Source organism: Mesorhizobium sp. M0306 (assembly GCF_040321655.1).
In the GTDB taxonomy this organism is placed as follows: Bacteria; Pseudomonadota; Alphaproteobacteria; order Rhizobiales; family Rhizobiaceae; genus Mesorhizobium.
Window position 1 is genome coordinate 590,535 of sequence record NZ_JAMYRY010000001.1, and the last position, 18,962, is coordinate 609,496.

General features: G+C 64.7%; 22 protein-coding genes and 1 pseudogene. 7 read left to right on the top strand and 16 right to left on the bottom strand.

Translation table 11 applies throughout. The features are described 5' to 3' along the window. Positions 1-4: 4 nt before the first annotated feature. The 3 genes from ptsP to NKI95_RS02970 form a co-directional block, all read right to left on the bottom strand. A complete protein-coding gene (gene ptsP / locus NKI95_RS02960; RefSeq protein WP_352714098.1) occupies positions 5-2,275 on the bottom strand; it encodes a phosphoenolpyruvate--protein phosphotransferase in 2,271 nt (756 codons plus the stop codon). 181 nt (positions 2,276-2,456) lie between these two features. Next, a complete protein-coding gene (locus NKI95_RS02965) occupies positions 2,457-3,710 on the bottom strand; it encodes an aspartate kinase (protein ID WP_254816709.1) in 1,254 nt (417 codons plus the stop codon). Between the two features lie 194 nt (positions 3,711-3,904). Beyond that, on the bottom strand, positions 3,905-4,471 hold the full coding sequence (locus NKI95_RS02970; protein WP_352714099.1) for a putative glycolipid-binding domain-containing protein: 567 nt from the start codon (positions 4,469-4,471) through the stop codon (positions 3,905-3,907). Positions 4,472-4,688: 217 nt separating this feature from the next. Here NKI95_RS02970 and ubiG point away from each other — a divergent pair, with 217 nt between their 5' ends. Then, the gene (gene ubiG / locus NKI95_RS02975) at positions 4,689-5,438 is read left to right on the top strand and encodes a bifunctional 2-polyprenyl-6-hydroxyphenol methylase/3-demethylubiquinol 3-O-methyltransferase UbiG (protein ID WP_352714101.1); all 750 of its coding nucleotides are present in this window, start codon (positions 4,689-4,691) and stop codon (positions 5,436-5,438) included. A 19-nt stretch (positions 5,439-5,457) separates the two neighbouring features. Here the strand turns inward: ubiG and NKI95_RS02980 are convergent, their stop codons facing one another. After that, positions 5,458-6,348 carry a DMT family transporter gene (locus NKI95_RS02980; RefSeq protein WP_352714103.1) on the bottom strand — a complete coding sequence of 297 codons (891 nt, stop codon included), beginning with the start codon at positions 6,346-6,348 and terminating at the stop codon, positions 5,458-5,460. 100 nt (positions 6,349-6,448) lie between these two features. On the opposite strand from NKI95_RS02980, the gene NKI95_RS02985 reads away from it, so the two are divergent. Beyond that, the gene (locus NKI95_RS02985; RefSeq protein ID WP_352714104.1) at positions 6,449-6,934 is read left to right on the top strand and encodes a MarR family winged helix-turn-helix transcriptional regulator; all 486 of its coding nucleotides are present in this window, start codon (positions 6,449-6,451) and stop codon (positions 6,932-6,934) included. A 39-nt stretch (positions 6,935-6,973) separates the two neighbouring features. Here the strand turns inward: NKI95_RS02985 and NKI95_RS02990 are convergent, their stop codons facing one another. After that, the gene (locus NKI95_RS02990) at positions 6,974-7,627 is read right to left on the bottom strand and encodes a Vgb family protein (RefSeq protein WP_352714106.1); all 654 of its coding nucleotides are present in this window, start codon (positions 7,625-7,627) and stop codon (positions 6,974-6,976) included. Positions 7,628-7,636: 9 nt separating this feature from the next. Beyond that, the gene (locus NKI95_RS02995; RefSeq protein ID WP_352714107.1) at positions 7,637-8,857 is read right to left on the bottom strand and encodes a helix-turn-helix domain-containing protein; all 1,221 of its coding nucleotides are present in this window, start codon (positions 8,855-8,857) and stop codon (positions 7,637-7,639) included. Between the two features lie 159 nt (positions 8,858-9,016). On the opposite strand from NKI95_RS02995, the gene NKI95_RS03000 reads away from it, so the two are divergent. Continuing rightward, a complete protein-coding gene (locus tag NKI95_RS03000; RefSeq protein ID WP_352714108.1) occupies positions 9,017-9,817 on the top strand; it encodes an SDR family NAD(P)-dependent oxidoreductase in 801 nt (266 codons plus the stop codon). A 145-nt stretch (positions 9,818-9,962) separates the two neighbouring features. On the opposite strand, the gene NKI95_RS03005 is transcribed toward NKI95_RS03000, so the two are convergent. From NKI95_RS03005 to NKI95_RS03020, 4 genes are read right to left on the bottom strand one after another with little or no spacing between them, the layout of a single operon-like run. Next, on the bottom strand, positions 9,963-10,388 hold the full coding sequence (locus NKI95_RS03005) for a DUF1178 family protein (protein WP_352714109.1): 426 nt from the start codon (positions 10,386-10,388) through the stop codon (positions 9,963-9,965). After that, the gene (locus NKI95_RS03010; protein WP_352714111.1) at positions 10,385-11,269 is read right to left on the bottom strand and encodes a carbon-nitrogen hydrolase family protein; all 885 of its coding nucleotides are present in this window, start codon (positions 11,267-11,269) and stop codon (positions 10,385-10,387) included. Before NKI95_RS03010 ends, NKI95_RS03005 begins: the two co-directional genes overlap by 4 nt. 10 nt (positions 11,270-11,279) lie before the next feature. After that, positions 11,280-11,549 (bottom strand): glutaredoxin 3, encoded by a 270-nt coding sequence (gene grxC / locus NKI95_RS03015; protein ID WP_352714113.1) that lies wholly within the window; start codon positions 11,547-11,549, stop codon positions 11,280-11,282. A 37-nt stretch (positions 11,550-11,586) separates the two neighbouring features. Then, positions 11,587-12,387: a ComF family protein gene (locus tag NKI95_RS03020; protein WP_352714115.1), complete on the bottom strand. Its 801-nt coding sequence runs from the start codon at positions 12,385-12,387 to the stop codon at positions 11,587-11,589. A gap of 54 nt (positions 12,388-12,441) precedes the next feature. Between NKI95_RS03020 and NKI95_RS03025 the strand changes: the two genes are divergently transcribed. After that, on the top strand, positions 12,442-13,314 hold the full coding sequence (locus NKI95_RS03025) for a methyltransferase domain-containing protein (protein WP_352714117.1): 873 nt from the start codon (positions 12,442-12,444) through the stop codon (positions 13,312-13,314). Between the two features lie 51 nt (positions 13,315-13,365). Here NKI95_RS03025 and NKI95_RS03030 read toward each other — a convergent pair whose 3' ends face one another. The 5 genes from NKI95_RS03030 to argJ form a co-directional block, all read right to left on the bottom strand. Then, positions 13,366-13,545 carry a Flp family type IVb pilin gene (locus NKI95_RS03030; RefSeq protein WP_352467599.1) on the bottom strand — a complete coding sequence of 60 codons (180 nt, stop codon included), beginning with the start codon at positions 13,543-13,545 and terminating at the stop codon, positions 13,366-13,368. 109 nt (positions 13,546-13,654) lie between these two features. Further along, positions 13,655-13,960: a hypothetical protein gene (locus tag NKI95_RS03035; RefSeq protein ID WP_352714119.1), complete on the bottom strand. Its 306-nt coding sequence runs from the start codon at positions 13,958-13,960 to the stop codon at positions 13,655-13,657. Positions 13,961-14,086: 126 nt separating this feature from the next. Further along, complete coding sequence (locus tag NKI95_RS03040; protein ID WP_352714121.1) at positions 14,087-14,509, bottom strand: (deoxy)nucleoside triphosphate pyrophosphohydrolase; 423 nt, start codon at positions 14,507-14,509, stop codon at positions 14,087-14,089. Further along, positions 14,506-15,285 (bottom strand): GNAT family N-acetyltransferase, encoded by a 780-nt coding sequence (locus NKI95_RS03045; RefSeq protein ID WP_352714123.1) that lies wholly within the window; start codon positions 15,283-15,285, stop codon positions 14,506-14,508. Before NKI95_RS03045 ends, NKI95_RS03040 begins: the two co-directional genes overlap by 4 nt. After that, positions 15,285-16,526: a bifunctional glutamate N-acetyltransferase/amino-acid acetyltransferase ArgJ gene (argJ, locus tag NKI95_RS03050; protein ID WP_352714125.1), complete on the bottom strand. Its 1,242-nt coding sequence runs from the start codon at positions 16,524-16,526 to the stop codon at positions 15,285-15,287. The genes NKI95_RS03045 and argJ overlap by 1 nt, the downstream gene beginning before the upstream one ends. Before the next feature lie 181 nt (positions 16,527-16,707). Between argJ and NKI95_RS03055 the strand changes: the two are divergent. Together NKI95_RS03055 and NKI95_RS03060 are read left to right on the top strand one after the other, a co-directional pair. Continuing rightward, positions 16,708-16,839 (top strand): annotated as a pseudogene (locus NKI95_RS03055) (caspase family protein); the annotation flags it as partial. Between the two features lie 55 nt (positions 16,840-16,894). Continuing rightward, complete coding sequence (locus NKI95_RS03060) at positions 16,895-17,935, top strand: caspase family protein (protein WP_352714127.1); 1,041 nt, start codon at positions 16,895-16,897, stop codon at positions 17,933-17,935. A 3-nt stretch (positions 17,936-17,938) separates the two neighbouring features. Here NKI95_RS03060 and NKI95_RS03065 read toward each other — a convergent pair whose 3' ends face one another. Then, a complete protein-coding gene (locus NKI95_RS03065; protein ID WP_352593928.1) occupies positions 17,939-18,175 on the bottom strand; it encodes a putative antibiotic biosynthesis monooxygenase in 237 nt (78 codons plus the stop codon). Positions 18,176-18,298: 123 nt separating this feature from the next. Between NKI95_RS03065 and NKI95_RS03070 the strand changes: the two genes are divergently transcribed. After that, positions 18,299-18,955 carry a TetR/AcrR family transcriptional regulator gene (locus NKI95_RS03070; protein ID WP_352714574.1) on the top strand — a complete coding sequence of 219 codons (657 nt, stop codon included), beginning with the start codon at positions 18,299-18,301 and terminating at the stop codon, positions 18,953-18,955. Positions 18,956-18,962: the final 7 nt, after the last annotated feature.

Here is an 18,962-nt window from a genome sequence, read left to right on the forward strand (position 1 = left end):
AAGTCTATAGCGGTATAGAGCGGTCGTCGGCAAAGGCTTGCAGCAGCGCCCGCATCGGCAGGCCATGCGCCGGCGCCATCAGATTGTCGTCGAAGAACGCTTCCAGCTCGCTGAGCGGCAGTTCCGTCAGCATCGCCTTGACCGGGCCGATCGATGCCGGCGACATCGAGATCGAGTGGTAGCCAAGGCCGATCAGCGCCATCGCCGAAATCGGCTTGCCGGCAAGTTCGCCGCACAGAGTCACCGGCGTATGGTTGCGCGCCCCGGCGTCGGCAATCTGCTTCAGGACGCGCAGGAACGGCGTCGAGAGCGGGTCGAAGCGGTCGGACAATTGGGTGTTGCCGCGATCCACCGCCATGACGAACTGGAACAGGTCGTTCGAGCCGACCGAGACGAAATCGACCGCCTTCATCAGCTCGTCGAGCTGGAACAGCAGCGACGGTACCTCCAGCATCGCCCCGAGCTTCAGGCTGGTCGGCAAATGATGGGCAAAGCGCGACAGATGCCGCACCTCGCGATCGATGATCTCGCGCGCCTGCGCGATCTCGCCGAGTTCCGTCACCATTGGCAGCATCAGCTTCAGTTCGCGTCCACCGCACGCCTTGAGCAGCGCGCGGATCTGGGTGCGCAGCAATCCGGGCCGGTCGAGCGTCAGGCGGATGGCGCGCCAGCCGAGCGCCGGGTTCTCTTCCTGAATCGAGCCCTTGAAATAGGGCAGCACCTTGTCGCCGCCGATATCGATGGTGCGGAACGTCACCGGCTTGCCGCGCGCCGCCTCGAGCACGTCGCGATAGAGCCGCTCCTGGGCTTCGGCGCGCGGAAAGGTCGAAGCGACCATGAATTGCAGCTCGGTGCGGAACAGGCCGATGCCGGCCGCGCCCGCTTCGGCCAGTTGCGGCAGATCGACCGCCAGCCCGGCATTCATCAGAAGATCGACCTGGACACCGTCCTTGGTCACCGACGGCTTCTTGCGCAGCTCGCGGTAGACCTCCTGCCGCCGCGCCCTGAAGCGCACTTTCTCGGCATAGGCCGCCTCGAGGTCGGGCTGCGGGCGCAGATGGATCGCGCCTTCCTCGCCGTCGACGATGATGGCATCGCCGTTTTCCGCCATGGAAACGGCGCCCTTCATCTGGCCGGCGACCGGTATGCCCATGGCCCGCGCCACGATGACGACATGGCTTGTCGCGGCGCCGTCCTCCAGCACCAGCCCGCGCAGCTTGTCCCTGGGATAATCGAGCAGCTCGGCAGCACCCATGGAGCGGGCGACGATGATGGCGTCCTTGGGCAGCGAGGCCGCGACGTCCTCCGGCCCGCGCCCCATCAGCTGCCGCAGCAGCCGATTGGCGAGATCGTCGAAATCGCTCATCCGTTCGCGCAGGTATGGATCGGTCATGTGCAGCATGCGGGCACGCATGTCGCTCTGCACCTTTTCGACCGCCGCTTCGGCCGTCAGGCCGTTGCGGATCGCCTCCTCGAGCCGGCGTACCCAGCCACGGTCGTTGGCGAACATGCGATAGGCTTCGAGCACCTGGCGATGCTCGCCCTCGAAGGCGACGTCGCGGCGCTCCAGCATGTCGTCGATGGACAGCCTGAGCGAGCCGAGGGACGCGTCGAGCCGCCTGACCTCTTCCTCGCTGTCCTCGTTGAAAAGATTGGTGACGACGATGCGCGGCTCGTGCAGCACCACATGGCCGAGACCGACGCCTTCGTTGAAGGACAGGCCGGTAAAGCTTACCGGGCGGCGCAGATCGAGCTCGAGGCCGGGCCTTGTCAGCCGCTCCAGATCGCCGGTGGCGATCATCTCGGCGATCACCATCGCCGTTGTTTCCAGCGCCTCGACCTCGTCGTCGCGATAATGGCGCATGGTCTTGTTCTGCACGACCAGAACGCCGAGCGTCCGCCCTGCCCGCAGCACCGGCACGCCGAGGAAGGAATTGTATATTTCTTCCCCAGTCTCCGGCAGGTAGGCGAAGGCAGGATGCTCCTGCGCATTGGAGAGGTTGAGCGGCCGTGCCGAGGCCGCAATCGTGCCGACCAGGCCTTGGCCCAGCCTGAGCTGCGCCAGGTGGACGGCGTTCGGGTTCAGGCCTTCGGTGGCGTAGAGTTCGAGCACCGAATCGGCGCGCAGCACATAGAGCGAGCAGACCTCGGCAACCATGTTGGAGGCGATGTCGCGCACGATTCGGTCAAGCCGCTCCTGCGGCTCCAGCGGCTCTTGCATGAGCTCGCGGAGCCGTTTCAGCAAAACGCGCGGGCCACTGGCCGAATCACGCATCGCGGCTTCTTCTCCAATAGCGTTTCAACCGGTGCAGGTTGCCCTGCACAGCGGCACAAACGCAACAACTCAATTAGAGCGCCATCGTCCAATTGGACGCATAAAGGCCGCTCCAAGACTTTCGATCCGCTGCATCCTGCCTTCCGAAAATCGACTCCCGATTTCGGGCCGATGCAGTCTGCTACTGCTTATCCAGACCGTACACGGAATGCAAAGTGCGAACTGCAAGTTCCGTATAGGGACCGTCGATCAGGATCGAAATCTTGATTTCGGACGTTGTGATGGCGCGGATGTTGATCGCGCGGTCGGCCAGCGCCTTGAAGGCGGTGGCGGCGACGCCGGCATGGCTGCGCATGCCGATGCCGATGACCGAGACCTTCGACATGCCGGCTTCCGACTGCACCACATCGTAGCCGATCGTCGCCTTCAGCCGCTCGAGCACGGCAAGCGCCTTGTCGACGTCGCCGGATGGCACGGTGAAGGTCATGTCAGTGAACTTGCCGTCCTCGGAAATGTTCTGGACGATCATGTCGACATTGATGTTGGCCTCGGCCAGCGGCCCGAAAATGCCGGCGGCGACGCCCGGCCGGTCGCCGACGCGGCGCAGCGAAATCTGCGCTTCGTCCTTGGCATAGGCAATTCCGGTGACGACCTGCTGTTCCACGATCTCTTCCTCGTCGCAAATAAGCGTTCCCGGCGGATTGAGCAAATCCCCCATTCCGGGTGCATCGGGATCGTCGAAGGACGACCGCACAAAGGTACGCACCCTGTGCACCATGGCAAGCTCGACCGAGCGCACCTGCAGGACCTTGGCCCCGAGCGAGGCCATTTCTAGCATTTCCTCGAAGGAAATCTTGGCCAGCCGCCGCGCCTTCGGCTCGATGCGCGGATCCGTCGTGTAGACCCCGTCGACGTCGGTGTAGATGTCGCAGCGGTCGGCCTTGACCGCCGCCGCGATGGCGACTGCGCTGGTATCGGAACCGCCGCGGCCGAGCGTTGCGATCCGATTGTCCGGCCCGATGCCCTGGAAACCGGCGACCACCGCCACCTGGCCTTCGCCGAAGCGCTTGATCAGGAACGCACCGTCGATATCGAGAATGCGCGCCGCGCCATGCGCGTTGTCGGTCTTGATCGGGATCTGCCAACCTTGCCAGGAGCGGGCATGCACGCCGATATTCTGCAGCGCGATCGCCAGCAAGCCGGCGGTGACCTGCTCGCCGGACGCGACGACGGCGTCATATTCGCGCGCATCGTGCATCGGCGAGGCCTCGCGCGTCCATTGCACGAGCTCGTTGGTCTTGCCAGCCATCGCCGAGACCACGACGGCGACCTCATGGCCGGCGTCGACCTCGCGTTTGACGTGACGCGCCACATTGCGGATGCGGGCGATGTCGGCGACGGAGGTCCCGCCGAATTTCATCACAATGCGCGCCATGGAAGCGAAATGCCTTTGACTGGATGCCGGACCGAAGGCCGAAAAGAAATGCGCCAAGCTGTGGCCGGGCGCTCAATGCGCGGCCTCCTTAGCCAAATGACAGTCGTTTCGCAAGGCGTGCCGCCGCTGCCGGCCGGGCGACACACCAGCGCAGCATCACGCCTGCACTGCTTCTTGCCAAAATGGTGCGCGCTTCAGCCCAGCTGTGCCGTGGCTCTCCACAGGCGCGGATAGTCGAGGATGAAACCGAGCGGCGAGACCTCCAGCATCTCGCTGTAGCCGAACATCGGGGCGGCATAGGCGTAATGTGCCGCATCGACGCGCTGATAGGTCTGTTCGAGGCGAACGAGCCTGAGTTCGGGAAATGTCAGATAGGCTGCCGGTGCGGGCGTCGCCGTGCCGACATTGAGGACAAAACGGCGAAGCGCCAGCAGGTTCGTGGCGGGCGTGAAGCCGAGATCGACATCGATGAGACCGTCGACTTCCGCTTGATGCTCGCCGTTCAGCGTCCATTGGCGATCGGTAAGCCGGTCGATGCCATAATGCAGCTCTTGCGTGCCGAGAAAACCGTCGGCGCGCGCCGAGCGCGTATGCCAGCCGGTATCGCAGTCCACCTCGTAGGCGATGCTGCACGGCTTGCCGTCATGGACGAAAAGCGCGTGTCCCCTGAGGTTCCACCCGGAACCCGCTTCCGACAGCAGGCAAGCGTCGTGGCCTTCCTGGTCAAGCCGGTGCCAAAGAATGGAAGCTTCCGTCCGCATCGTTTTGCACTCCTTCGAACACGATGTCTCTGCTTCGTCCGCCAGAGCCTAGGTGTTTCCTTCCGGCACACCATCAACTGACACGTGCTGACACAAATGCAGTCGGCAAAAGGCGGCGCCGACAGGCATCGCGCGCATCGCGCCGCCGGCGGTGAATTTCGCGCCTTGACATTCGCAGCCTCGCGCCCGACTTCCTAGCGTCCGAGGAGACCACACCATGCCAGAGCCCCGACGATCGACGATCGATGCCGGAGAGGTGGAACGCTTTTCCGCCCTTGCCGCCGAATGGTGGAACCCGAACGGCAAGTTCCGCCCGTTGCACAAGTTCAACCCGATCCGGCTTGCCTATATCCGCGACCAGGTGGCGGCCCGCTTCGGCCGCGATCCGCGTGCGGCACGGCCGTTCGAAGGCCTGCGCTTCCTCGACATAGGCTGCGGCGGCGGGCTTTTGTGCGAGCCGATGGCGCGGCTTGGCGCCGACGTGGTAGGCGCCGATGCCTCCGCCACCAACATCGAAGTGGCCAAGCTGCATGCGGCGGAAGTCGGCGTGAGCGTTGATTACCGCGCCACCACCGCGGAGGACCTGGCCGACGCCGGCGAAAAATTCGACGTCATCCTCAACATGGAAGTGGTCGAGCATGTCGCCGATGTCGATCTGTTCCTGGCCAAATGCGGCGAGATGGTCAAGCCCGGCGGCATCATGTTCGTCGCCACCATCAACCGCACGCTGAAGGCCTTGGGCCTGGCCATCATCGGCGCCGAATATGTGCTGCGCTGGCTGCCCCGCGGTACCCACCAGTTCGGCAAGCTGGTGCGCCCCGAGGAACTGGAAAAGGCGCTTGCCGGCGCCGGCCTGACCGTCATCGACCGCACCGGGGTCACCTACAGCCCGCTCGCCGACCGCTGGCAGCGCTCGAAGGACATGGACGTCAACTACATGGTGCTGGCGGAGAAGGCATCCGTCTGAAACTTACGCCTTCTGGCCCCTATGTCTTCTGGCTTTGCGCCTTGGTGGTGATGAACACGCCGGCGGTGATGATGATGGCACCGGCCCAGGTCAGTAGTTGATAGCGCTCGCCGAGGAAGAGCGTCCCGGCAAACAGCCCGACCGCCGCCGCGACATAGCCGATCTGGCTGAGATAGACCGGGCCGCCGACGGCTTGCAGCCGGAAGAAGAAGGCGAACATCGCCGAGGCTGATGCCACCTGTGCCGCAGCGACCAGCGGCACGCCGCCGAGCGAGCCGAATGCATCGCCGCCCAGCAGGACCAGAATGCCGGCAAGCAGCATCAAGGCTGCTGCCAGATGGCTGCCGACGGCAAGCTCGATCGGGCCGGTGCCTTCGGGCCAGTCGACGGTGCGGTAGATGTTACCGGCGGCGAGGCTGACCGGGATGAGCAGGCCCATCGCCACCCAGAAAAATTCGGCCGGCTGGCCCGCTTCGCCGCGCGTCACCGCCACCATGACTGCGCCGACGAAACCGACGACTATGCCGACGATGCCCAGCATGGTCGGGCGCCTGACGCGGAGCAGCATCGAGAACACCAGCGTGACGACCGGCGACAGCGTGAACATGATGCCGCTGTAGCCGGCGCCCAGATGCGGAATGGCTGAAAACATCAGCAGATTGGGGATAGCGTAGGAGACGGCCGCGGTGACGAAAAAATAGCGCAGCCTGTGCGGCGTAAGCCGCATGCGCTTCCCGTTGAGCAGCAATGCGCACAAAAGCACGCCGCCGGCACCAAGCGAGATGACGAAGGCCCAGACCATGGCGGGCACGCCGGCCGCCGTCGCGATCTTGCCGAACGGCAGCGTCAGGCCGAGCAGTCCGCCGGTGACAACCAGAAGGCCAAGCGCCGAGTCCCAGAGAAATTTCATCGCCGTCCCATCGCCTGTTCGCGGCACTTGGCCAAATATCGCAAGCTGAGGTAAGATAAGGTAAAGATTCTTCACGTCAAGATACATAACGGTGAGAGACATGGATCGCGCAGCAAAAGCGATCGAGCAATGGAAAAAGGAACGGCCGGATCTCGATGTCTCGCCGATGGCCGTGCTCGGACGGTTGAACGAGGCCGCCTCGCTGATCTCACGAGAGCGGCTGGCGCCGCTGTTTGCAAGTTACGGGCTGCAATCCGGAGAATTCGATGTGCTGGCGACGCTGCGTCGTTCCGGGCCGCCATACGCGCTGACGCCGACGGCTCTGTACGAGGCGACGATGGTGACGTCGGGCGCGATGACCAACCGCCTCGATCGGCTCGAGAAATCCGGCCTGATCAAGCGCGGGCCGCATCCCGACGATCGCCGCGGCATTGTCGTGCAGCTGACCGGGAAGGGCCTCGCTCTGATCGACGAGGCGGTGGCCGCCCACGTCGCCAACGAGCACCAGATACTTTCTGGGTTAGCACGCCCGGAGCAGACCATGCTGGCACGCCTGCTCGAAAAACTGATCGCGAGCCTGAGCTAACCGAACCGGCCAAGCGGCGGGCCGAGGGGATGGAAAAGCTCAAATCTTGGCCGCAGAGCCTCGTTTGGGCCGGCGAACAGCCCTGATCTTGCCGCTGTTTCCGCCGCCACAGAAAAACTGGTCATCGCCATCGGATTCGAGCCCCGACACGCCTGTTCCCGGCGGCATATCGAGCTTCTCCAGGACCTTTCCCGTTTCAGGATCGATCCGCCGGACATCGCTCTCCTCACCCTCCCAGGTGCCATGCCACAGCTCGCCGTCGACCCAGCTGACCCCGGTGACGACGCGGTTGGAAACGATGGTGCGAAGGATTGCCCCTGTCTCGGGATCGACCTGATGAATCTTTCGGCCCCGATGCTGCCCGACCCAGAGCGTTCCTTCGGCCCAGGCGAGCCCGGAATCACCGCCGTTGCCAGGCGCCGGGATCGTCGCCAGCACCTGGCCATTCTTCGGATCGATCTTCTGGATGCGATCCTCGGCGATCTGATAGAGGTGCTGGCCGTCGAAGGCCGTTCCGGCGTGTGCCGCAACATCGATCGAGCGCACCACTTTGCCGCTCGCTGGGTCGAAGGCGTTCAATCTGTCGCCTGACGCAAACCAGACATGCTCACCGTCGAAGGTAACGCCGTCCACGTGGTCGACACCCGGAAAGGGTCCATATTCACGGAGGATTTCGGCAGAGGATCGTTTCATAATTCCATCCTAGTAGCCCGGCAGTGGGCCGGGGAGTAACAAGATTGTCGGGAAACCCGGCAGCGGCGGGGTCATCCAGCGACGCGCCCGCCCGCGGCCGAACGACTGCACCTTGCGGGCCTGGGCGAGCTGCTCGAGCGCCCGCTGCACGGTACGCGAACTGGCTCCAAGCGCAATCGCCAGGGCCGAACTCGACCAAGACTCGCCGTCGGCGAGGAAGGCGAGTACGGCGGCATGCTCTTCTTCGACGGGCGGCGCTAACACGACGACCTCACCTGCGCGGCGCGGCGCCAGCGCAAAGCCCCGCTTCGTCGCGCTCACATCGGCCAACGTCCGAAGCTCCGCGCGAAGCCGCCCGGCTTCGACCCGTAACCGTGCGCGATGTGATTCGTCCGCGTCCTTTCCGCGGAAAGCGCGCGCAATAAGCGTCGATCTTGCCACGTCCCCCGGCCAGGCTTCGGCCAGCGCACGGGCCAGCGCGAACAGCACCGGGCGGGTCGCCAGCGAGACGACGGTGTCTGCGACTCGAACGACATTGCGACACGCATCCACCACGAGCGCCCCCGACGCCAGGAGGGCTTCGACTTCGTCGAGCAGGAGGGGCCGTTCCTCGCCACGCACGACAAGGCGTGCGGCCGGCGTGTCCAGCACCAGCGATGCGCTCTCCACCTCCGCCATCAGCGCGGGGATGCCGGACGCTCGCGCCGCCCGCGCCGCCAGGCCAAGTGCAGCGCGCGCAGGGCCGGTCCGCAAGCGGCGGATGGCGATGCCGGCGACAGCCAGCTCGTGGGCGGCACGCGATGCCGGCGGCAGCGGCGAGGGATCGAAGCCGTCCAGCCTGCGCTCGGCTTCGTCGAGATGGCCGATCAGCAGCAAGCGCCGAACCTCGAGGTTGCGCGCATGCGCGGCGTTGACTCGGTCGCCATGCTTTTCAAGCGTCGCCCGCGCGGCGTCGAGTGCCTTGGCCGGCCAGGCGAGGTCGCGCGAGACGAGCGCGATCTCGGCCTCGGCGACTATACACCTCGCGCGGGCCACGGCCTCCCTAGGGCTGAATGCGTGCGCCGCCCTCTTGAGGAGAACCTTCGCCCTATTCAGGTCGCCAAGCTGCGCCATCGCGATACCGCGCAACGCCAGTGCCGGCGCATCGTCGCGCAGCGCAACCCGCTTCAAGGCACCGAGCGGATCGCCCGCCGCAAGCGCATGGGCCGCGGCTGTGATCAGCGAGTCCATCGGAATCCCGTCACACTTGTCACTCCCATGGCTTCGACATCCGGCGCTAAGTCCATCTCACCAACCAGTCGTATCGACAACGGCGACTGTAGCCAACCTGAGTTGCGGCGCGATTATGCACTGAGTTCGAACGCAACGATAAGCACTAGGAGAGACGCAATGAAGATCGAAGGTTCAACCATCCTGGTGACTGGAGCCAATCGGGGCATCGGTCGGGCACTGGTCGAGGAAGCCCTGAGCAGAGGCGTAAAGCGCGTCTATGCCGCAACCCGCCAAGCCATGGCCCACCCGGACCGGCGTGTGACGTCCCTGACCATGGATGTGACCAACGCTGCGCAGATCCGGGAGGCCGTCGAGAAGATCGATGCTCTCGATATCCTCATCAACAACGCCGGCGTATCGCCCTTCGATGACCTCAGCGACCGTCGTGTGCTCGAACAACAGCTCGCCGTAAACCTCTTCGGCTCGTATGACGTTACCCAGGCTCTGCTGCCGTTGCTGGCCCGGTCGCGGGGAGCCATCGTCAACATTCTGTCGCTGGCTTCGATTGCCGCCGTGCCGTTCAGTCCGGCTTACTCGGTCTCGAAGGCGGCCTCATTCTCCCTGTCACAGTCGTTGCGCACCCTCCTGGCCGGACGGGGTGTCAGCGTCCACAGGGTCCTTCCCGGCCCGGTGGACACGGACATGACCCGGGGGCTGGACATCGCGAAGGCCTCTCCGGAGTCTGTTGCGCGGGCGATCCTGGACGGCGTGGAGAACGGCGAGGAGGAAATCTTCCCCGATCCCATGTCGGAATCCCTGGCAGAGGGCTGGCGCAGCAGTGCGGTCAAGGCGCTTGAACGCCAGTTTGCAGCCTATGCGGAAGCAAGCCCGTCAAGTGAAGCAAGCCCGTCAAGCAGTGGGCATGAAGGAAAGAGCGAAACGATTACCCGCGAGCCCCATCCTTGCTGCTCGGCCTGAAACTGCGAACGCTTGTGAAAGGGGGCGGCAGCATCGCCGCCCTCGACGCAGCCGGTCGGCTCTCGCAGGCGACGGCGCCGACCTTCACGATCACCGCGCTGCCTGGCGAAGAGATGCCTCGCTATGGCTGGAGCAGGTTGACGGATCAGTTGCGGTCGTCGGGGAAGCTTGGAATAGGCAAGAACTCGACGCCGTCGTCGGCGAGGCTCTTGGCCTCCTCCAGCGTCGCCTTGCCATAGATGCCGCGCGGATCGCTCTCGCCAAAATGGATCTTGCGCGCTTCCTCGGCAAATTTGTCGCCGACATAGTCGGCGTTCTCGCGCACCTTCTCCGCCATGGCCTTGAGCTGGGCCAGCGCCTGCTTTTGCGCCTCGCCCATGGCCAGCGCGATCTTTTCCTGGTTGCGCCCGGTCGAGACGGCAGGCGCCATCAGCGCCTTCTCGACCTTGTGCGAGCCGCAGGCCGGGCAATCGACGAAACCGCGCTTCTTCTGTGTGTCGAAATCGTCGTTGCTGCGGAACCAGGCCTCGAATTCGTGCTCGTGCTCGCAGATCAGGGAAAAGCGGATCAAGAGGCGGCACCCCTGAGCGGCATTGCCTCCGCCGAACCGGCGTTTACGGCAAAATCGCGTGCGTTTTTGAGATTCGGTATCTTCTTGCGTGCGGCGACTGACTGCGCCGCGTCGATCTCGGTGACGATCACAGCCGGCTCGTCATGGGCAGCCTCGGCGACGATGCGGCCCCAGGGATCGACGATCAGCGAATGGCCATAGGTTTCGCGGCCGTCCTCGTGCACTCCGCCTTGCGCGGCGGCAACCACATAGGCGCCGTTCTCGATGGCGCGCGCCCTGAGCAGCACATGCCAATGCGCTTCGCCGGTCTGGCGGGTGAAGGCGGCGGGCACCGAAAGCAGATCGGCGCCGGCCAGCGCCTCGGCACGGAACAGCTGCGGAAAGCGCAGATCGTAGCAGACGGCAAAGCCGAGCTTCGCGCCATCGATTTCGGCGACGACGGCCTCGGTGCCTGGCTCATAGGCGGCGGATTCGCGCCAGCTCTCGCCATTGTCGAGATCGACGTCGAACATGTGAATCTTATCGTAGGTGGCAATCGTGGCGCCGTCCGGCCCGAACAGAAGGGCGCGGTTGGCAAGCTTGCCGTCGGCACGCAGAATGGCGGTCGAGCCGATATGCAGGAAGATACCGAGCTCCTTGGCCAGCCTCCGCGACGTCGAGACGACGATGTCCTTGTCTTCGGAGGTGAAGGAAGCGGCCCGCGCTTGGCTGTCGCGGATCAGCGCGCCGGTCATTTCCGGGGTCTGGACATAGGTCGCGCCAAGGGCTGCTGCCTCGCGCACCAGCCGTTCCAAATCGACCGCATTGCGCTCCGGGCTGGTTCCCGAACGCATCTGGATCGCCGCCGCCTTGAAAGCACCCCCCGACTTGATGGCACCCATGGTCATGTCCTTATCTGGTCGAGCCGTTGGCGAGCAATCTGTCCAGCCGTCCTTCCGCCTCCAATTCGTGGAGATCGTCGGAGCCGCCGACATGCGTGTCGCCGATGAATATCTGCGGAAAGGTGGAACGGCCATGGGCCCGGGAGATCATTTCCTGGCGCAGTTCCGGCGAGAAGGAGGCGTCGTGCTCGGTATAGGCGACACCCTTCCCGTCGAGCAGCCGCTTGGCCGCGGTGCAATAGCCGCACATCATCCGCGTGTAGATCGTCACATCGACCATCGGTCAGCAATCCTGCCTCGTTCCGCTGTCATCTAGGCTATATAGGCGCCGATTCGTCGGCCCGAAAGTCCCCCGGCAGCACACGCGCGAAGGTCAATACGTCGACTGAGCCGGCACCGCCCTTCTTCAATGCTCTGGCGACCGCGCGGACGGTCGCGCCGGTGGTGTAGACATCGTCGATCAACAGCACCCGACGGCCGGCGATTTCGATCTCCGCCTCGTCAGGCACTTTGAATGCGGCGCGAACATTTTCCTCGCGTTCCCGCCGCTCCAGCCCGACCTGCTGGCGCGTGAGTTTGACGCGCTTGATGGCTGATGGCGCGAAAGACCGCTCCCCGAGCTGCGCCACCGCCCGCGCCAGTTCCGCCGACTGGTTGAACTGCCGCCTGAAGAAACGCCGCCAGTGCAGCGGTACCGGCACGACCACGTCGGCCTCGGCGATGAGCTCGGCACCGGCGCGAAGCATCCAGCGCGCCATCCACGGCGCCAGATCGGTGCGGTCCTGGTATTTCAGCCCTTGCACCATCTGGCGGGCAACGCCGGAATAGGCGACCGCCGCCCGCGCGCGCTCGAACGGCGGCGGGTCGGCTATCGCCTCCGCCGACAGGAAACCCTCACCCATACTGTGGGTGAACGGCGTGCCCATCACCGGGCACCATGGCCGTTCCAGCAGCCTGAGTTTCGGCCAGCAGGCGCCGCACAACACCCCGGGCTGCGAGACATGGCGGCGGCAGCCGGCGCAGACCGGCGGGAACAAGAGGCGCGCCGGCCAGCCCAGTGCCTTTCGGGCAATGCTCTTGATCGCAATACGCTTGATCTCTGGCATCGGATCGGCCACGTGGTTGGTCCTCCGCATCACTATATCAGAGAGCGAAGCACAAGGACCTGCCCATTGCAGCCTGTAATCGACACCTCGCTCTGGCTGGCGCGCAAGCGCCGGGCACTGGCCCGTCCCATCGCCGGCGCGGATTTCCTCATGCGGCGAGCAGCCGAGGATCTTGCCGACCGGCTCGGCGCCGTCGAACGCAGGTTCGGCAAGGCGGCCTCCTTGTTTTGCCAGACGCCGGCAGCAGCAGAGGTGCTCGCCGAAAGCGGCAAGGTGACGGAAAACGTGCGCGTCGAGGCCGACGCCGCTTTCCTGGGCGGCCAGCCAGGAGTGGTGGCGCCGTTGGAAACCGTGCCATTCGAACCGGAGAGCCTCGACCTCGCAGTCTCGCTGCTGTCGCTGCAGGCGATGAACGACATTCCCGGCATGCTGGTGCAGATCCGCCGGGCTCTGAAGCCGGACGGGCTTTTCCTCGGCGCCTTCGCCGGCACAGGCACGCTTTCCGAGCTGCGCGAAAGCCTGCTTGCCGCCGAGACCGAGCTCTATGGCGGCGCCAGCCCGCGTGTGATCCCGTTCACCGACGTCCGCGACGCCGGCGCGCTGCTGCAGCGCGCCGGCCTGGCGTTGCCGGTTGCCGACGTCGAGACGATCACGGTGCGCTACGATTCCCTGTTTGGTCTGATCGCCGATCTGCGCGCCATGGGCGAGACCAGCGCGCTTGTCGACCGCACTAGGCGGCCGGGCACGCGAGCGCTGTTCGCGCGCGCCGCCGAAATCTATGCGGAGCGGTTTTCGGATGCCGATGGCCGCGTCAGGGCGAGTTTCTCGGTGGTCTGGATGTCAGGCTGGGCGCCCGATGCCTCTCAGCAAAAACCGCTGAAGCCGGGCTCCGCAAAAATATCGCTGAAGACGATCCTGGAAAATCCCGGCGGCCCCTGACCGGATCCTTGCGCAAAAAGCTAAGCGTATCCCACGCAAAAACTAAGCGGGTCACTGCGCAAAAGCGTTGGCAAGCTTGCTGCTGTTGTCGCTGAATAGCCACTGAATCGCACCGGCAGCCCGGCCGACGCCAGCGACAATGGCAAGCGACAGCACGGCAACGATCAAACCATATTCGATAGCCGTCGCACCCCTCTCGTCTTCTAAAAATCGTTGCAGCAAGACTTTCATGGGCGCCCATCCCTCTTGCCCGAACCTAGCGCCGACCCGTTAAGAAAGGTTAACGCGACAGGCTTAACGGGCAGTGAAACAGCTGCATTGTAGAGATCTGTTGAGGACGTCAGCAGTCGCCGCTGCTTCTGCCATCGGCCCGTATAACGCAGACCGAACTGGGCAGCGGCTGCAGCACGCTCTTGCGTACCGTATAGCTATCGCGCTGGCCGATCGAGCCGGTGCTCATCGTATCAAGGCCGTCGCGGGCAAACTGCGACCGGGTCCGGCTGTCGAGGTAGGGCGTCGCGATCAACGCCAGCGCCACCGCGGCCGAGCCGAACAAAAGGGTGATGCGCAGTATTCCCATGCCGGCATTGGCGGCGCCAGGAAGGCGGTCGGGCCAAGGCGAGTCCCAGTCCTTGTCGAAGCTCATGCAAATCGCTCCCCAGCGGTGGAATCGGCGTAACCGCCTTGCGTCAATTTTTCACGGCCAGATAAATCTTTCATTAACGCTGCCGATATCGCGTTGCGGAGCTGCCCGGTTTACGGAGGTCGGCCGTTACAGCAGATCGATGAGGAACTGGATCAGCGGGGCATCGGCCGGCGGCATTGGAAAATCGCGCATCTGGCGCGGCCGCACCCATTTCAGCACCTGGCCTTCCTTCGGCTGCGCAATGCCACGGAAGCGACGGCAGACGAACAGCGGCATCAGCAGGTGAAAATCATCGTAGGAATGGCTGGCAAAGGTGAGTGGCGCCAGGCAAGGGATGTCGGTCTCGATGCCGACCTCCTCGTACAATTCGCGGATCAGGCATTGTTCCGGCGTCTCGCCAGGCTCGACCTTGCCGCCCGGAAACTCCCACAGGCCGGCGAGCTGCTTGCCTTCGGGCCGCTGCGCCAAAAGCACGCGCCCGTCGGCATCGACCAGCGCGCAGGCCGCGACCAGGAGCAGGCGCTTGCCGGCCGTGTTTGAGCCGCTCATGCGCCTTGTGGCCGGCGATAGTGATAGCGATAGACTTCGTCGAATCCGAGCGAACGGTAAAGCGCCAGCGCCGGCGCGTTGTCCGCCTCGACCTGCAGCCAGGCTTCCCGAGCCCCGCGCAGCCGCGCCCATTTCAGCGCCGACCGGATGAGATGGCGGCCATGGCCCTGGTTGCGCACCGATCTGTCGGTGGCGATCTCGAACAGGCCTGCAAGGTCGCCGTCATGCACGCAGATCAACGTTGCCAGCGGCTCGCTGCCGGCCTCCAGCGCAAACAGCCCCGCCTCCGGCTGGATGGCGCCGATGATCTCCGACAGGCCGGGCCGCAGCGACACATGCGAACCGCTCACCTTGAGCGCCGCGCCGATGAAACGGCTGATGTCCTTCAGCGGAATCTGGTCCATGGCATCTTCGAGCGCGGCGTCCGCCAACGGCAGCCGCATGACCAGCGATTCAGCGAATGTGCTCCAGCCCTCGCTGTCGAGGTACTTTGAAAGATCAGGCCCTGACAGCGGCGAGATGCGAAAGGTCACCGGCCTGCCATAGGCGTCGAAGCGGCGGCTGGCGCGGCCGATGCGCTCGGCAATGTGCTGGATGTCGCCCGGATCGAGCGGATTGACCGAATTCAGCCGCTTGGCCGGGTGGCCGGCCGTCAGCCGCACCACCCAGGTACCATCATAATGGACGGCGGCCGCCGGCCAGGCACGAAAGCCGGCCGCCTCGTAGCGGCGCACGATCGCCAACACGCTTGCCGGATGTCTGGAAGCCAACGCCATCAGCTCCGATAGTCGCCATTGATGGCGACATATTCCTTGGTGAGGTCACAGGTCCACACCGTCGCCTTGCCCCGGCCGATGCCGATATCGGCGCGGATGCGGATCTCGTCGCGCTTCATATACGCCGAAGTCGCCGCTTCGGAATAGGCGGCGTCGCGCTCGCCCTGATACGCCAGGCGGTTGTCGCCGAACCAGATCGACAGAAGGTCGCGGTCGGCCGGTTCGCCGGCCTTGCCGACGGCCATGACGACGCGGCCCCAATTGGCGTCCTCGCCGGCGACTGCCGTCTTGACCAGCGGCGAATTGGCGATCGACAGCGCGATGCGCTTGGCCGAGCGGGCCGATTTGGCCCCGGTGACGGTGACCTCGACCTGCTTGCGGGCGCCCTCGCCGTCGCGTACCACCTGCAGCGCCAGCGATTTCAGCACCTTGCCGAGGGCACGGCGGAAGGCGCCGAGGCGCGCATCCTTGGGGTCGGAAATTGCCGGCGCGCCGCGCCTGGCGGCAGCACCCGTGGCGAACATCAGCAGCGTGTCGCTGGTCGAGGTGTCGCTGTCGACGGTAACCGCGTTGAAGGTCTTGGACGTGCCGCGCGACAAGAGATCCTGCAGCACGGGTGCTGCGATCGGCGCATCGGTGGCGATGAAGGAAAGCATCGTCGCCATGTCGGGCGCGATCATCCCGGCGCCCTTGGCGATACCGTTGATGGTGACGTCGGCATCGCCGAGCTTGACCGTCGCGGTCGCCAGTTTGGGATAGGTGTCGGTGGTCATGATCGCCTTGGCGGCTTCGGTCCACAATTCCGGCTTGCCGTCCTTGACCAGCCCGGCCAGCAGATGGCTGAACTTGCCGGTGTCGAGCGGTTCGCCGATGACGCCGGTCGAGGCCAGGAACACCTCGCCTGCTGTGCAGCCGGCTGCTTTCGCTGCCACCTCGCCCGTGAGTGCCGTCGAGGCCCGGCCCTTCTGGCCGGTAAAGGCATTGGCATTGCCGGAATTGACGACCAGCACACGTGCCTTGCCGGCCACGAGGTTCTGCCGGCAGAAATCGACGGGCGCCGACGGGCACTTTGATTTGGTGAAGACGCCGGCGACGGTGGTGCCGGCGTCGAACACCATGGCCAGCAAGTCGGTGCGGTTCTTGTATTTTATGCCGGCCTCGGCGGTGGCGATGCGCACGCCCTCGATCACCGGCATCTTGGGATATTTCTTCGGCGCGAGCGGCGAAACCTGTGTGGACATGGAAGACCCCGGGCGGGAAAAATCGCGAAAGGAACGCCGGTTTGCCCGATAGCGCGCGCCGGCGCAAGGCGTTTTCACAGCCGTTGTGGGTGCCGGAAGCCTGACACCTGCCCCGGCCGCAAGCAAGACTGTTGCAAATTTGTTGGCGTCGCTGCGGCCGATAGCGCTATGATCCTGCCCGATGGGCAGGCTTGTGGTCTTGGCACTGGCGTTTCTGGGCTTTCTGCTGCTGCGCGCGGATGCGCAGACGGCGCGGCGCGTAGCGCTTGTGGTAGGCAACGGCAGCTACGCCGAAGCCGGCACGCTGGCCAATCCCGTCAACGATGCGCTCGACATCGCCGACAAGCTGCGCGCCATCGGTTTCGATGGTGATCGAAGGCAACGATCTCGGCAAGCGCGAACTCGAACGCAAGATCGGCGAATTCTCCGATGCGCTGCAAGGTGCCGGTGCCGGGCTGTTCTACTATGCCGGCCACGGCCTGCAGGTCGACGGGCGCAACTTCATCGTGCCGGTCGACGCCCGGCTGGACATGCCGGTCAAGCTGCAGCTCGAGGCGGTGCCGATCGACGAGGTTCTCGACATCATGGAGCAGCAGACCAAGGTCAGCCTGGTCTTCCTCGATGCCTGCCGCAACAACCCGTTTGCCCGAAGTCTCAGCCGCAGCGCCACGACGCGCTCGGCGACGGCCCTCGCCGGCCTTGCCCAGTTCGAGTCGACACGCGGCTCGTTCATCGCCTTCTCGACGGCACCCGGCGCCGTCGCAATGGACGGGACGGGGCGCAACTCGCCCTTTGCCGCGGCACTTTTGCGGCATATGGCCGAGCCCGGACAGAGCATCAACGACATGATGATCGCGGTGCGCCGCGACGTCGTTTCCGCAACGCGCGAGGCGCAGCGTCCGTGGGACCAGGGATCGCTGCTCGAGCGTTTCGAATTCGTTCCGGGCGGAGACACTGCCCAGCAACCGAAACCGGCCGTCAGCCCGGCTCCCGCGTCGCAGGTGGCGGCGCTTGAGCGCTCCGTCGGCGACAAGGGTGCCATCGAAAAATTCCTGCGCGAAAACTATCTGGCGCCTGATGCCAGGAGAATGCGCGAAACGGTCAAGCGGCTTTACGGTTCGTCGGCCACCATCTACGGCACGCGTTACGACAGCGAGGCCATCGTCAAGGTCAAGACCGACTGGTTCGCGCAATGGGCGTCGTGGTCGTTCGGTCTTGAGCCCGGCAGCCTTGAGGTGACGCCGCATGGCAAGGACCGCGCCGACGTGGTTTTCGCCATGAGCTACGACTATGTGCCGAAAGGCAAATCGGCGCAGCGCCTGACCGGCAAGGCGCGCGTGACGCTGGAACTCGTGCTGGCCGGTGGCGCGTGGCGCGTTGCGTCGGAAACGTCGCAAGCGCTGGAATGAACATCACCGGACCGCTGGGTTGATGAACCCGCGAAACACCCGCTGCACGCCCGGAATCAGCCCCCAGATCATGATCGAGACCATCAGCGGCGCGATGACCAGCGTACGTTGCCAGATTTGCCATTCCTGCGTCAGCGGAAAAACCACGTACAGAATGGCAGTGATCAGCGGATAGACGCCGAGCAGCACCAGCAGGGCGAAGCGCAGGCGCGAAAAGCGGGTGGCGGCGGTCGAAGTCATTGTTGTTCTCTCTGTCGTTACGGAACGTTTCGTTCCATATAAAACGGATCGTTCCGTTTCGTCAAGAGGTCGTGTATTGTGGCTGCTGAAATCGCGGGTAAGGAAGCGGGTAAGGAAGAAGAGATGGGCGAAACCACCGATCCCGGGCGCAAGTCAGCCGGCGCACGGCGCAGCCCCGAAAGCGCCGATGCCATTCTCGATGCCGCCGAAGCGGTACTGGTCGAAGCCGGTTATTCCGGCTTCTCGATCGAGGCGGTGGCGCGGCGGGCGCGCGCTGGAAAACCGACGATCTATCGCTGGTGGCCAAGCAAGGCCGCCTTGCTGCTCGACGTCTACCAGCGGCAAAAGCGCGTCGACAATCCCGATACCGGGAACCTTGAGCAGGATCTCGTCGGCTTCCTGAAGAGCTTGTTCGCGCACTGGCGCGACACATCGTCGGGCAGCGTGTTCAGATCGCTGATTGCCGAGGCGCAGTCGGACGAAAAAGCCGCCGCCGCCCTCGCCGAATACGCAAGCGGGCGTCGCGTCCACACCGGCCAGATGGTCGAACGCGCCAAGGCAAGGGGAGAGGTGGCAGCCGATGTCGATGCCGCTGTCGTCGCCGACCTGATCGCCTCGTTTGCCTGGACGCACCTTCTGACAGACCGCCTGGACGAGGACGAAGCGATCTTACGCAGGGCAGTCGGCTATATCTTGAAAGGCATAGTCGCTGGCGACGCCGGCGACGCCACGGCGGTCCGGCGGCGGCGTCGACGCATCATCGCTCGCCCTACCAAATAGAAGCGAC

Excerpts from the sequence above, each read along its gene's own strand:
- ptsP (WP_352714098.1), bottom strand. The coding sequence starts at position 2,275 with ATGCGTGATTCGGCCAGTGGCCCGCGCGTTTTGCTGAAACGGCTCCGC.
- NKI95_RS02965 (WP_254816709.1), bottom strand. The coding sequence starts at position 3,710 with ATGGCGCGCATTGTGATGAAATTCGGCGGGACCTCCGTCGCCGACATC.
- NKI95_RS02970 (WP_352714099.1), bottom strand. The coding sequence starts at position 4,471 with ATGCGGACGGAAGCTTCCATTCTTTGGCACCGGCTTGACCAGGAAGGC.
- ubiG (WP_352714101.1), top strand. The coding sequence starts at position 4,689 with ATGCCAGAGCCCCGACGATCGACGATCGATGCCGGAGAGGTGGAACGC.
- NKI95_RS02980 (WP_352714103.1), bottom strand. The coding sequence starts at position 6,348 with ATGAAATTTCTCTGGGACTCGGCGCTTGGCCTTCTGGTTGTCACCGGC.
- NKI95_RS02985 (WP_352714104.1), top strand. The coding sequence starts at position 6,449 with ATGGATCGCGCAGCAAAAGCGATCGAGCAATGGAAAAAGGAACGGCCG.
- NKI95_RS02990 (WP_352714106.1), bottom strand. The coding sequence starts at position 7,627 with ATGAAACGATCCTCTGCCGAAATCCTCCGTGAATATGGACCCTTTCCG.
- NKI95_RS02995 (WP_352714107.1), bottom strand. The coding sequence starts at position 8,857 with ATGGACTCGCTGATCACAGCCGCGGCCCATGCGCTTGCGGCGGGCGAT.
- NKI95_RS03000 (WP_352714108.1), top strand. The coding sequence starts at position 9,017 with ATGAAGATCGAAGGTTCAACCATCCTGGTGACTGGAGCCAATCGGGGC.
- NKI95_RS03010 (WP_352714111.1), bottom strand. The coding sequence starts at position 11,269 with ATGGGTGCCATCAAGTCGGGGGGTGCTTTCAAGGCGGCGGCGATCCAG.
- grxC (WP_352714113.1), bottom strand. The coding sequence starts at position 11,549 with ATGGTCGATGTGACGATCTACACGCGGATGATGTGCGGCTATTGCACC.
- NKI95_RS03030 (WP_352467599.1), bottom strand. The coding sequence starts at position 13,545 with ATGAAAGTCTTGCTGCAACGATTTTTAGAAGACGAGAGGGGTGCGACG.
- NKI95_RS03035 (WP_352714119.1), bottom strand. The coding sequence starts at position 13,960 with ATGAGCTTCGACAAGGACTGGGACTCGCCTTGGCCCGACCGCCTTCCT.
- NKI95_RS03040 (WP_352714121.1), bottom strand. The coding sequence starts at position 14,509 with ATGAGCGGCTCAAACACGGCCGGCAAGCGCCTGCTCCTGGTCGCGGCC.
- NKI95_RS03045 (WP_352714123.1), bottom strand. The coding sequence starts at position 15,285 with ATGGCGTTGGCTTCCAGACATCCGGCAAGCGTGTTGGCGATCGTGCGC.
- argJ (WP_352714125.1), bottom strand. The coding sequence starts at position 16,526 with ATGTCCACACAGGTTTCGCCGCTCGCGCCGAAGAAATATCCCAAGATG.
- NKI95_RS03065 (WP_352593928.1), bottom strand. The coding sequence starts at position 18,175 with ATGACTTCGACCGCCGCCACCCGCTTTTCGCGCCTGCGCTTCGCCCTG.
- NKI95_RS03070 (WP_352714574.1), top strand. The coding sequence starts at position 18,299 with ATGGGCGAAACCACCGATCCCGGGCGCAAGTCAGCCGGCGCACGGCGC.